Origin of the sequence: Enterocloster sp. OA13, assembly GCF_022440595.1 — a bacterium.
In the GTDB taxonomy this organism is placed as follows: Bacteria; Bacillota; Clostridia; order Lachnospirales; family Lachnospiraceae; genus Enterocloster; species Enterocloster hominis.
In genome coordinates this window covers 5,911,317-5,924,054 of the sequence record NZ_JAKNTF010000001.1, presented here as the reverse complement: position 1 = coordinate 5,924,054, position 12,738 = coordinate 5,911,317, and the positions used below count along the sequence as shown (strand labels likewise).

Here is a 12,738-nt window from a genome sequence, read left to right as displayed (position 1 = left end):
GCTATTTACGTTTAGCAATTTCACCCTGAATCCGTTTTAGCAGGTCCGTATCAATCCTATCGTTAAATTTTACCCATAGGGATTCTCCGATATCAACAAATTGCTGCCTTTCTTCATCTGTCAGACGATGCAGTTCCATACTATCCGATGCTTCCATTTCATCTAAAATACTGGCTTCCAAATCCCAGCAGCCTTTATCCGCTTCACGGCACATAGTATATATCTCTTCTGCAAGATAATCCTTATCAGCTGTATCAAGGCCATCCCACCAGGCCTGGTTTGCAAAAACAGCATTTAATTTTAACAAATGATTATCATCCGTATAATATTTAGTTACCTCATCATATCCTCCTGTCATTGTAATAATTGCACCAAAATCATGACCATCCACCACGCCGGTCTGCAGAGCCGTATAAACCTCATTGGATGCCATTGTAGTAGGTGATGCACCGCAGGCTTCAACGAGCGCCAGGTCACACTGGTTCTCCGGTACCCTCATTGTCAGCCCTTTCATATCATCCGGACATGTAATCGGCCTGGTGCTGTTTGCGAATGAGTTGTAACCATTATCCTGCCATCCCAGACATATCGTTCCTTTTGCAGAAAGATTTGCTACCAGGTCCTTTGCTATACCATTTGATTCATCCAGCAGCACATCAATGGCTATTTGGGCAGATGGCCATAAAAAAGGCAGATCACTGACAAGCAGCCCCTCATCAAATGAACCTAAGGTAGATGTTGGCACAATGCACATCTGGATTGTACCGTCAATTGTCTGCTGGAACAGTTCCAGTATATTTCCCATCTGGGCATTATCATAAACAGTTATGGTAATATTACCATCTGTCTCTGTTTTAACTTTATCTGCAAATGCCCTATATGCTATATTCTGCGGATGGCTGGATGGGGCCACATTACAGAATGCTATATCTATCTTTGTACCGCTTCCTCTTATATTACCCGTATTATCCACAGATACATCCCCATCCTTCTCCTGATTTTCCGTATCTGTCTGAACCTGTTTTTCTGTCTGTGGCGGCTGGCCCGTTGTCTTACTGCCAGAAGAACATGCTGTCATTGCTGCTGCCATTGCTGCGCTTACCAACACTAATAACATTTTTTTCATACCCTCACCTATCATCCTTTCAAATCAAATTACTGGATTCGTTATGCCACGTTACAATATTCACAAAGGTCCTTAAGTTTTTCAATCCCCCCTCTTCTAATATTTTTGTACATCTGCACAAGTGTCTATAAAAAGCATAGATTATTAGTTGTTATTTTTCCATAAAGAAATTTATTTCAATAGTCGTTTTATTGATAATATGTATAGAAATTATTTTCACTAATTCTTTTTAGGCGCGGGTTTTTTATACTTTTCAGTAGGTCCTGATATGCAGCTTATATAAAATATCAACATGGATAACATAGCATTAGACAATTTCAATTTGTCCTTATATCTACGGAGGAGTTATTATGATAGGAGAAACATATATGCCATCCACCTGGCTGGCACTAAAAACAGCCGAACTATATTATTTGGAGAACATGTCACAGAAAGAAATCGCATCTATACTTAACATCTCAAACGTAACAGTTTCACGTATGCTTCAGCGTGCAAAGGACCTGGGAATCATCCAGTTTTCCATTGCAGATGCATACCAATCCGCTTTATCTCTTGGGAATAAAATCAAGAACCAATATTCCCTTAGTGATGTCATTGTGGTATCTCTTGATTTCAGGAATATAATCAATAAAAGCATGTCCATAAAGCAGCTTACCGCATTGGAAGGAGCCCGTTATCTGCAACGAATCATAAAAGATAATGATATCCTTGGATTGGCATGGGGACGGACCATGTATTATTTAATCCATTACTTAAACCCATGCCAAAAAGCTGGTACGTCTTTTGTTACTTTGCATGGAAACCTTGGAAATTATTTAGAAGAACTCGAAGCCCAAAACCTGGTCCACCGCGCTTCAATGGCATTTGGCGGAGCTCAGACAGCCGGACTATATTATGACGGCCTCCAGGCCTCAGAAGAAATATTAAATATCATTCATAAAAAACCGGATATCGTTAAAATATCCCAGCTTCTTGACCGTACCACGATAACCGTAAGTGGGATAGGTTCCTTTTATCCAGAGGCAACATCCCCATTAGCCAATTCATCTTATCTTTCAGGCTACGAACTTCAGGAACTAAAGGATGAAAATGTTTACGGTGACCTTCTTCTGCGTTTCTTTAATGAAAAAGGCGAAGAATGCGATACTAGTTTAAAAAACAGGACTCTATCCATATCCTTTGAGGATTACAAAAAAATCCCCTGTAAAATCATTGTTGCAAGCGGTGAATACAAAGCCTATACCCTAAACGCCGCCTTAAAGGGCGGGCTTGTCAATGTCCTGGTAATCAGCGAAGACCTTGCATTACGTCTGACCGAATTGTTCTAAATATGTTATAGGTATTTTTTTCAATATGGTTTTCCAGTAAAATACCATATTGAAAAACCTTTCTTTATTGTACTCTAACCGCATCAAGTATATGATGATGTCAAAATCACTCACTCATTTATCTTCATAAACGTTGAAAGGAGCTTAAAAGTATGTATATTGATCCGATTTTAGTGCAGGCACCAGAAGGACTGGAAAAAGAGAGGTTCATTATTGCAACCTATTATTGTGCTGCAAAACGCAACACCAATATGTTGAAGTTTGCTGCCGCCCTAGCAGTGGAGCAGACCTGCGGTACCTGGATTAAGGTTCCTGGAGAAACTCCGGAAGTCAGAGAACTCACCATGGGACGCGTAGTCGGGGTATATGAGGCACCATCCTATCAGGGAACCATGCCAGATGATATACATGAACGTCACTTCATCATCCGCATTGCTTATCCATGGAAAAATTTCGGGCCTCAGTTTTCTATGATGCTGAGCACTGTTATTGGAAATATTTCCAGTTCAGGCAAGGTTAAACTGCTGGATCTGGAATTCCCACAGGAGTTCCTGAACTTCTTCCCCGGACCTAAATTCGGAATCCAGGGAATCCGTGATATTCTTGGTGTTCATGACAGACCACTCCTTAATAACATGATTAAACCATGTACGGGCCTCAGTCCGGAAAAAACAGCCGAACTTGCCTATCAGGCCGCTGTTGGTGGTGTAGATATCATCAAGGATGACGAATTAGTTGCGAATCCTCCCCATTGCCCATTAATAGAACGTGTAAAAACTGTCATGCCAGCAATCCAGGATGCAGACAAGATAAAGGGAGAAAAAACCTTATTTGCATTTAATATCACAGACCGCGCTGACCGTATTAAGGAAAATGCACTTAAAGCACTTGAAGCAGGTGCTAACTGCCTTATGCTGAATTATGCTACAGTTGGGCTGGATGTTGCCAGAATGATTACGGAAGACCCTGAAATCAATGTTCCGATTCTGGGGCACTCTGATTATGTAGGGGCCAGTACTGCATGTGAATGGTGCGGTACATCCACCAAACTGATGAACGCTAAGCTTCCAAGACTTGCCGGGCTGGATATGATAATTGCCTTAAGCCCATATGGAAAATTCCCAATGCTTATGGATACCTTCATAGACTGTGGGTATGCCATGACAATTCCTATGGGTAATATCAAACCAATCTTTGCAATGCCTGGCGGCGGAACCACCCAGGGTCATATAGAAGATATTATGAATAAATTCGGAAATGATGTAATAATTGCGGCCGGTGGCGCCATCCACGGTCATCCAATGGGACCAGCCGCAGGTGCCCGGGCATTCCGACAGGGCATCGATGCAGTCCTGGCAGGACAGAGCCTTGAAAAAGCCGGAAAGCAATACGAAGAGCTGGGAGCCGCATTAAATGCCTGGGGAATATATAAAGAAAATCCGAGTGGTAATTATGACTTGAAAGGCTAACTTAATTATTTATACTGTGTTTTTCATCCAAAATATCCGGCGCCGATAATTAGGAAAATCGGCATCAGGCACTTGACAAAACAGGTGCCTGATTTAAAAGGAAATAGAAGGGTCATCAGATACAAAATCTGATGACCTCCGTAAAATGGCATCAATGATAGATGCTATTTTCTATTATACCTATTGTCTACACGCGAAAACGCCACAGCAATAACGGATAAGCATATCAAAGCTCAAATGCCCCCGCTACACATCCTCATAATGCAGAATCCTCTTACGGATCTGGCTATATTTAAGTATCTCCGTATCCACATACTCCCATGTATACACAGCCGGGGTGCCTTCCTCGTCAAAGTTTACCCCTTTAAGCAGCAGGAACGCCTTAGGCCCGATTCCGGCCGCCTTTAAGAGCCGGTCAAGCAGCGCGTCGTCCCGGCTGTACACCGCGTTCAGTTCCACCTTATCCCACTCCAGCTTCTTGCCGCTGGCCTTATACATAAAATAGAATACAGAATTAACATAGCGGTCCAGCTCCGCCATATCCACCCCGTTCAGGTATGAAAGGGGGATATAGTCCCTGGTAACAGCGCATATCTGCTTGTCCGCATAGAATATCTTATCGCACACCAGCGCGTCGCTGCCCTCTTCTATCTCCAGACGTCCGGCCACATCCCGGTCCGCCTTCACAATCTGATGGTCAATCATCTCCACCCTTGGCTCATAGCCGCTGTTCCTTATCATATCCGCAAAATGCATGACCGGGTTAAAGCTGGCCTTCATCTCAAAGAAGCTGCTGTTGACAAACGTGCCCTTCCCGTGCTTGCGGAATATCATGCCCTTGGCAGACAGATCATCCAGAACGCTGCGCAGGGTAATGCGGCTGACGCCTAACATCCTGGCCAGTTCTTCCTCCCTTGGCAGCTTCCTGTTGACAGCCAGGTCCATGTGTTTTATAAAGCGGACAAGTTCTTCTTCCACCTGTGATTTTAAATCGGTTTTCCTGACCCTTCTGGGCACGGAATCCACCATATTATCCTCCGTCATCTGTCCCCTCCTGCAAATATACTGTCTTTCCCCATTATACCCCCTAACAAATCATTTGGCTACCAAAATAAGCCGCACCCTGTCCATACAGAACAGGGTGCGGCCCATGACGGCATGCACGAATACCGCCCGGCATAAATAGGCCGGGCGGCAGCTAATCCTTCAGTATCAAATCATCCAATCATACCAGCTGTCTCTTAATCCTCTCTTCCTCCGCCTTCTTATCTTCCAGCGGATACCACATGGGGTCGGCGATATCGATGCAGCAGGCCTCGCCCGGGGAGAATACCACCCGGTGGGGCGTCTCCACCTTCACCAGCTGTTCCCCCACCGGCACCAGATACTCGGTCCTGTCTGTCAGGAATATCCTCTTCTCCACATGGGTCCTGAATCCACGGTCCGATGTGAGCCGGATGGCGTTAGGTCTTGTGGCCACCACCATCTCGCTGGCCGCATCAGCCGGAACCGCCAGGTTTAAGGACTGGCCCATATCCCCCTTGGGATATGCCTTATTGTCCTTGATGACCACATCCATGAAGGTGGATTCGCCCAGGAAACTGTGGACGAACCTGGAGTTAGGTTTCCTGTAGAGGTTCTCCGGTGTGTCAATCTGCATGATCCTGCCCATGTCGCAGACCATCATCCGGTCCGATATGGCCATGGCCTCGGACTGGTCATGGGTGACGAAGATAATGGTAAAATTAAACTTCCTCTGAAGCTCCTTAATCTCAAACCGCATGGATTCCCGAAGCTTAGGATCCAGATTGGAAAGGGGTTCATCCAGAAGCATGACCCTGGGATTGGTGACAATTGCCCTGGCCAGGGCAATCCGCTGCTGCTGGCCGCCGGAAAGGTCGGATGGGTAAACTTCCTCCAGCCCATCCAGGCTGCAGTGGTGCAGGGCTTCCTTTACCCGCTTTGTCATATCCGTTTTATTGACCTTCTGGATTTTTAAGGGAAATGCCACATTGTCAAATATATTCATATGGGGCCATACCGCAAATGCCTGGAACACCATCCCAAGCCCTCTCTCCTCCGGCGGCACATACAGATTCTTTGACTTGACCGACACCGGTTTCCCGCAGAGATGGATTTCCCCCTCTGACAAATCCTCAAACCCGGCTATCATACGCAGCGTGGTGGTCTTGCCGCAGCCCGAAGGCCCCAGGAAGGAGAAGCACTCCCCTTCCTTTATGCTGAGGTTAAAATCATCCACCGCCGTAACCGTGCCCATGGTTCTGGTTGTGAAGCGCTTTGTAACATGCTGTAATATTACCTGTTCCTGTGCCATAATCTTACGCTCCCTTCCTGTCCTTGGTGATTTGCGTAACAATTGTATTACATATAATAATGATCAGGATTGCCAGTGATGCCAGGGCGGACGCCTGGGGTATCATGCCCGCATCGCGCAGGGAGTAGATCTGCACGCCCAATGTCCTTGTATACGGCCCATACAGAAGGATGGATGTGGTCAGCTCCCTCATGGCCGGAAGGAATATCAGGAAGAAGCCCGATACCATGGCCGGCCGGATTAAGGGCAGGGTGATATCCTTTAAGGATTCTGTATGGGATGCGCCGCAGGCCCTGGACGCTTCCTCCAGGGACGAGTTCACCTGCTGCAGGGATGCGGACGCGCTCTTCATGGAGAAGGACAGATACCTTGCCATGTATGCCACCAGGATGATCCAGATGGTATTATAAAGCTTAATTCCGAAAATGGAACCGGACCAGGAAAGGATGACGCCGATTGCCAGCACCGTGCCCGGTATTGAATACGGAAGCACGGAAAGGATTTCCAGGACGCCTTTCCCCTTTGGCTTAATCCGGTTGATAACGTATGCGACCATGACGCCTAAGAACATACACACGATTCCGGCCGTGACGGACAGGAACAGCGAGTTCTTGATGGAATCCAGGGTGGCCGGGGAGGTCAGCACCTTCTGATAATTCTTCAGTGAGAAGTTCTCCGGCGTAAGCGGCAGTCCGTATGCATTTACAAGGGCTACCAGGAATATCATCACCAGCGGGACCACGACAATGACAACCAGTGTCAGGCAGGCAAATGCCAGCAGGGGGTACTTTGCCCCTCTAAGCTTAATCAGCGTGGGCCGCATGGATTTGCCCTTGATGATATCATAGCTGCCTGAACTTAACACCCGCTTCTGGATTACCAGGGCCACCGACACCACCGCCACCAAAAGGATGGAAAGGGCCGCGCCCTGCCGGATTCCCTCAAAGCTTCCCGAGGATTTATAAATCAGTGCATATATCATGGTTGGCAGTGTATAAATATTCTTGGAAAAACCAAGGATGGAAGGCACGCCGAAATGTGCCAGCGAGGAAATCAGTATCAGCAGCGCGCCTGCGGATATGGCGGGCTTTACAAGCGGAATCGTGATTTTTGCAATGACCTGGCCCTGCTTCGCGCCTGCAATCCTGGCCGATTCCTCCAGCGTGGGGTCCATGCGCTCCAGCGCGCTTACCACCTGCATGAATACAAATGGGAAGTAATAAGAACACTCCACGAATATGATGCCGCCGATGCTGTTGATGTTGATGGGCGCATTGGCCAGATGGAAGGTGGCCATCAGCCATTTGTTCACGTAACCGGCCCTGCCGGAAAAGAGCAGATCCCACGCCATGGCCCCGAAGAACGGAGGGAACATATAAGGGATGGTGAACATGGCCCGCATGAAGCCTTTGGCCGGAATATCGCTCCGTCCCAGAAGCCATGCATAGAACAGGCCCATTATGGTGCCGAATAAAGTAACTGCCAGGGCAATCACGATTGTATTCCACATTGCCTTCAGGTTATCTACATTTCCTATGACTGATATGAAAAGGCTGATATCAAACTTATTCTCATAGAAAAATGCATTGTACACAATCATGAAAATAGGAATTGCCACAATGATGAGCAGCAGTACAAAGCTTAAACCTGTCATGGCCTGGTCCAGGCCGAACCTCCTGCCCTCCATGGCGGCCAGCTCCGAGCCGCTGGTCATGGCGCGTTTTCTCCTGAATGTCATACGGCTTCCTCCTTTCCGGCAGCGGGATAAAACTCCGGGCTTACGAACCTAAGTCCAACCGTATCCCCTTCCTGTTCCACTGCGCCTGTATGCATGGCGTCAAAAGCATTTTTCTGGACACGGACCTCCCTGCCGTCAAACTCCACAAAATAATCGTATTCACTCCCCAGGAATACGGAGCGCTTTACCTTTGCCTTTACAGGCGAAGCCGGGTCGAAGGTGATATTGTTGGGCCTGACCCCCATATCCACAACCCCCTGCCTGTCAAATCCCGCAGGAACCTCCCCGTCAAATACCAGCTTCCTGTTTCCTGCAAAGCACCAGTCACTTCCCAGTTTGCTCAGTGTAAAGAAATTGGACACGCCGATGAACTCAAACACAAACCGGTTGGCCGGCCTGAGGATGATGTCCTCGTCCGCTCCAAGCTGGCACAGCTCCCCATCCTGGTTCATGATTGCCATCTTGTCACACAGCTGCAGGGACGCCTCCTGGTCATGGGTAATATAAAAAATCGTGGTGCCTATGTTCTTCTGGATCTGCCGTATCTCGATGAGCATTTCCTCACGGAGCTTGGCGTCCAGATTGGTAATCGGTTCATCCATGACAATGACCGCATCCGAGCTGACCAATGCCCTGGCAATGGCTACACGCTGCTGCTGCCCTCCAGAAAGCTGGCTGGGCAGATAATTGGCATATTCCGTCATGCGGACCTGCTTTAAGGCATTTTCCGCCTTCTGCTTAATCTCTGCCTTGGACATCCTGCGTTTCTTCATGGGGTAGCAGACATTTTCCAGGACCGTCATATGGGGCCACACGGCGTAATCCTGGAACACCACGCCCACGCCGCGGCGCTCCGGCGGGATGTTAATGCGCTTTGCCTGGGAGAACACACACCGGTCCCCAATCCATATCTCCCCTGAACTTGGCTTGTTGAATCCCAGCAGGCAGCGGATTAATGTGGTTTTTCCGCATCCCGACGGGCCTACCAGGCACATGATCTGGCTGTCATCCACGTCCAGGGAAAAGTTCTTTAAAATCTGATTGTCCCCATAGGCAAAGGATACGTTGTCAAACTTGATACTGGCCATTCTAGTTCCTCCTGTCCCTTATATTCCAATCCATTTAATCCAATCCATCTAATCTAATCCATTACATTTAACAGGGCCGGAACTTCTTCCGGCCCCGCATCCATACACTTACGTTCCTTACCCGGATTCCTGTCTGGAATCCATACCCATATCCTTACTTAAAAATCTTGTCAAATGTGTCGATGATCTGGTCTGAATTATCAGACAGGGACTGGAGGTCAACTGTCATGGCTGCCTTGGCAATATCTTCCACGCTTGCGCCCTTCTGGTCAACGTCATCCCTTACGGAGAGCAGGTTGTTCTCAACCAGGATTTCCTGGCCTTCCTTGGAAAGGATGAAATCATACAGCAGCTTTCCGTTTGTCTCGTTGGCACATCCTTCCACCAGACCGATTGGGGAGAAGATGGATACCAGGTCGGAATCAATATACGTAAAGCCCAAAGGTGAGCCTTCATCCATCAGGTTCTGTGTCACATAATCCAGCATGATGCCGACCTTATAAGCCCCGGCCGCTACCTGGTTATGGGTTGCGGTCGTGCCGGACTCCAGCTCGCATCCGTTATCTTTTAATTTCTGGAAATACTCCTCGCCGTAGTCAGGGCTGGAAAGCAGCGCCCCTACAAAGTACTTGGTTGTTCCGGCGGAAGACGGGTCTGTCATGACAATCTGGTTGTTCCACTTGGCATCCAGCAGGTCATTCCATGACTTGGGGGCCTCTTCCTCCGTGACCAGGGATGAGTTATATCCGATGGACATGTTCATCATACGCGCCCCGGTGTAATATCCTTCTGAATCAATGAACTTATCCGCAATGGCGCCTGCTTCCGGAGAGGAGTATTTTGCAAGAATGCCTTCCTTCTTAAATCCTATGTAGTCAGACGGGTCTCCTACCCATATAACGTCTGCCGCCACCTGCCCGGACTGGTGCTCGGTTGCGATTTTTGTGATGACCTTGCCGGTTCCTGCAAAGTAATAATCCATCTTAATGTTAGGATACTTCTTTTCAAACCCTTCCTTGATGGCCATAAGCTGGTCTTCCTGCATGGAGGAGTAGAGCATGACATTGCCGGATGCGTCAGAAGCCGCCTGGGCATCGCCGCCGGCTGCCTGGGTGTCCTCTGCCTTATCTTCCATTTTGGAGTCTTCTGCTTTGGAATCTGCTGCAGGGGCCTCGGTCTTTGCCGCCGTTGTCTCCGGCGCCTTGGAACCGCCGCAGGCTGTCAGTGACACTGCCATTGCTGATGCCAGGATAACTGCTAATGTTTTCTTCATAGATAATACCTCCCTCAATACGTTTAATTTTTGCATCTGGGATAATTTTCACATTCCCTTGTGCAATTTGTTTGTTTTGCAGTTGATTTGATTGTAAATTTTATGCTAAACTATGTAAAGTATGAAAAATGCGGAAGTAAACCGATGTACAATTTTTAAACCTTACAAAAATTAAACGATACTGTGGAAGGTAAAAATATGAATAAACCGGTATATGAATCGAAAAAAATCAGACAGGCAATCCGCATCCTGGCCTTTGGCACAGGATTTATCGTGATGCTTTCCGCTGTCTTTTTCACCTTGTTCCGCATATTTGAGCGCATCACCTACGACTCCATCTCAGACCTGAACCGGGATTTTGCCATCCAGATTGATACCCTGACCGAAACCATCAATTCATCCATTGTGAACTATGGGATGCAGCTTTTCTATTCCAATGCAGTTAAAACCATGATGGGCGCTGCTTCGTTTTCCAATACGGACCGCGTATACATGACCAGGGATTTGAACACGTCCTTAAGTTCCACGGAATTTGCCGAGTCCATCATCATCCATAACGGATATACCAACCGGGTATACTCCACAGACCCGTCCTTCCCGGACCAGTCCATCGATACCTACAGGAACACGCAGATCCGGGAACTGCTGATGAACCGCACCAACGAAAACCGGTTTAAGCCCATTTACAGCCATGAGGAGGGACCTGAGGGCCGGGAATTTTATACCTTCATGTTTTATGAGATTAATCCCAATGGTTCCCCCAAACCCAGCACCCTGATCATCACCGTCAAAAGCGAATGGTACAAGCGGGCCCTGCTGGCTTCCAATCCGTCCTCGGACCTGATTGTCATCAATAAAAAAGGAGACGTGCTGGTATCGGCCAGCGATTCGCTCCTTGAAAAGTATGCGGACTACTATCCGCTTATTACAATTGAAAAAAACAGCGGGTATTTTATCAACAAAAAGAAAAAGGAGATCTGCATGTATTATGAATCCCTGACCACCGGGCACACCTATATGAAGATTTCCTCCCTGTCCAAAGCCCTGCCCCGCCTTTTATACTTCCGGCAGATTGTCGTGTATTTTATGGTCACATTAATCTCTGTCTTTGGCTGCGCCCTGCTTATCCTGCTGATTTACGCCCTGATGCCCATGCTGAAAATGAAGGACGCCATCACCACCATCAACAAGTTCCTGGAAGGGGATGAGGCAGATGTCCAGGATACCCCGCCCCTTCCGCTGAAGGAGCAGATTGATGCCGTGGTGTCCAGGTCCGAGCGCACCAGCCTGGAACAGATTTTTTACGATATGCTGGCAGGTAAGCTTTCCCTCTCATCTGCACGGCTGTTTAAGAATATGGAAGGTCCCTTTGGGCTTATGCTGATACATGCCCTTCACAGAAAGGACATCTATGGGCTGGTGGAGAAGCAGCATCCCGAGCTGGTGGTCACCAAATCCTCCCATATTTATGCCTGCATCGGCGTCTACCAATCGGAGGAAGACTATCACAGCCTGGCCCTGTACCTGTCAGGAACACTGGACTGCCGCCTGTTCCAAAGCGTCCTGTTCACGGACTTTGACAGTCTGCTGGTGCATTCCTCCAATCTCCATGAGCTGCGCAGGTTAAGCCTGGTGCTGAAGCAGGAGGACCGGCTGGTTCCGGAGGAAGCGCTTTTCACAAAGGCTTCCGCTAACACCGTGACCACCCGGGATTTTACGGACCTGATTGTGCGCCTCAAGTCCGGCAGTCTGGACCTGAGCAGGGCCAAATGGCAGGAAATCCGCGACACCATTGCCAACTACAGGTATGATGACTTCCAGTACATCCTTAACCGGGCCGAGGATACCATCTGCAATATATTGAATGAATTTTCATCTGAACTGCTAAAGGACAGCCAGAAACTGCTGCCGGAATCCCTGGAGCAGATTAAGGACCTGGACGAGATAGACCAGGCATTTGACCGCGCATTTGTGGCCATCTGTGAGAATTACAGCGAGAAAAAGGCGGAAAAATACTCCGAACTGGCAAAACAGATCAAGGGCATCGTCCAAGAGCACTACCACGACAGCAGCCTCAATTCCCAGCGCATTGCGGATATGATCCAGATGAACAATGCCTATCTGGGTCGGCTGTTCAAGAATTCCTACGGCCGTTCCATCAACGACTATATCAATACCTGCCGGCTGGAGGAAAGCATGCGCCTGCTGCGCCAGACCGACCTGTCAGTGGAGGAGATTGCCCAGAGCGTGGGGTTCTCGAATATTAAGTACTTTTATGTGCTGTTTAAGAAGCTTACGGGGATTACCCCGGCAACGTACCGGGCGGGGTGAAGGGGTATGAAATGAGAAAGCAGTCAATGGACAGAAAGAGAACCCACCGC

General features: G+C 48.1%; 9 protein-coding genes. 3 read left to right on the top strand and 6 right to left on the bottom strand.

Annotated features, from left to right (window positions below; translation table 11 throughout):
• Position 1: 1 nt before the first annotated feature.
• Positions 2-1,078, bottom strand: coding sequence for a TRAP transporter substrate-binding protein (locus tag MCJ35_RS26440; RefSeq protein WP_240299813.1), 1,077 nt, complete (start codon positions 1,076-1,078; stop codon positions 2-4).
• A 398-nt stretch (positions 1,079-1,476) separates the two neighbouring features.
• Here MCJ35_RS26440 and MCJ35_RS26435 point away from each other — a divergent pair, with 398 nt between their 5' ends.
• The gene (locus MCJ35_RS26435) at positions 1,477-2,454 is read left to right on the top strand and encodes a sugar-binding transcriptional regulator (protein ID WP_081739119.1); all 978 of its coding nucleotides are present in this window, start codon (positions 1,477-1,479) and stop codon (positions 2,452-2,454) included.
• 152 nt (positions 2,455-2,606) lie between these two features.
• Positions 2,607-3,923, top strand: a complete 1,317-nt coding sequence (locus MCJ35_RS26430) for a RuBisCO large subunit C-terminal-like domain-containing protein (protein WP_034577078.1) — start codon at positions 2,607-2,609, stop codon at positions 3,921-3,923.
• 246 nt (positions 3,924-4,169) lie between these two features.
• Here the strand turns inward: MCJ35_RS26430 and MCJ35_RS26425 are convergent, their stop codons facing one another.
• The 5 genes from MCJ35_RS26425 to MCJ35_RS26405 form a co-directional block, all read right to left on the bottom strand.
• Entirely contained in the window at positions 4,170-4,967 is a 798-nt protein-coding gene (locus MCJ35_RS26425; protein ID WP_025484443.1) for a GntR family transcriptional regulator, read from the bottom strand.
• 181 nt (positions 4,968-5,148) lie between these two features.
• Entirely contained in the window at positions 5,149-6,258 is a 1,110-nt protein-coding gene (locus MCJ35_RS26420) for an ABC transporter ATP-binding protein (protein WP_025484445.1), read from the bottom strand.
• A 4-nt stretch (positions 6,259-6,262) separates the two neighbouring features.
• Positions 6,263-7,996, bottom strand: a complete 1,734-nt coding sequence (locus tag MCJ35_RS26415; RefSeq protein ID WP_050927351.1) for an ABC transporter permease — start codon at positions 7,994-7,996, stop codon at positions 6,263-6,265.
• A complete protein-coding gene (locus tag MCJ35_RS26410; protein ID WP_008723625.1) occupies positions 7,993-9,084 on the bottom strand; it encodes an ABC transporter ATP-binding protein in 1,092 nt (363 codons plus the stop codon). The genes MCJ35_RS26415 and MCJ35_RS26410 overlap by 4 nt, the downstream gene beginning before the upstream one ends.
• Before the next feature lie 154 nt (positions 9,085-9,238).
• Positions 9,239-10,357, bottom strand: coding sequence for an ABC transporter substrate-binding protein (locus MCJ35_RS26405; protein WP_025484446.1), 1,119 nt, complete (start codon positions 10,355-10,357; stop codon positions 9,239-9,241).
• A 198-nt stretch (positions 10,358-10,555) separates the two neighbouring features.
• On the opposite strand from MCJ35_RS26405, the gene MCJ35_RS26400 reads away from it, so the two are divergent.
• Positions 10,556-12,688, top strand: coding sequence for a helix-turn-helix transcriptional regulator (locus MCJ35_RS26400; RefSeq protein ID WP_025484447.1), 2,133 nt, complete (start codon positions 10,556-10,558; stop codon positions 12,686-12,688).
• The last annotated feature ends 50 nt before the right edge of the window (positions 12,689-12,738 follow it).

Coding starts and splice junctions, on each gene's coding strand:
- MCJ35_RS26440 (WP_240299813.1), bottom strand. CDS start 1,078: ATGACAGCATGTTCTTCTGGCAGTAAGACAACGGGCCAGCCGCCACAG.
- MCJ35_RS26435 (WP_081739119.1), top strand. CDS start 1,477: ATGATAGGAGAAACATATATGCCATCCACCTGGCTGGCACTAAAAACA.
- MCJ35_RS26430 (WP_034577078.1), top strand. CDS start 2,607: ATGTATATTGATCCGATTTTAGTGCAGGCACCAGAAGGACTGGAAAAA.
- MCJ35_RS26425 (WP_025484443.1), bottom strand. CDS start 4,967: ATGACGGAGGATAATATGGTGGATTCCGTGCCCAGAAGGGTCAGGAAA.
- MCJ35_RS26420 (WP_025484445.1), bottom strand. CDS start 6,258: ATGGCACAGGAACAGGTAATATTACAGCATGTTACAAAGCGCTTCACA.
- MCJ35_RS26415 (WP_050927351.1), bottom strand. CDS start 7,996: ATGACATTCAGGAGAAAACGCGCCATGACCAGCGGCTCGGAGCTGGCC.
- MCJ35_RS26410 (WP_008723625.1), bottom strand. CDS start 9,084: ATGGCCAGTATCAAGTTTGACAACGTATCCTTTGCCTATGGGGACAAT.
- MCJ35_RS26405 (WP_025484446.1), bottom strand. CDS start 10,357: ATGAAGAAAACATTAGCAGTTATCCTGGCATCAGCAATGGCAGTGTCA.
- MCJ35_RS26400 (WP_025484447.1), top strand. CDS start 10,556: ATGAATAAACCGGTATATGAATCGAAAAAAATCAGACAGGCAATCCGC.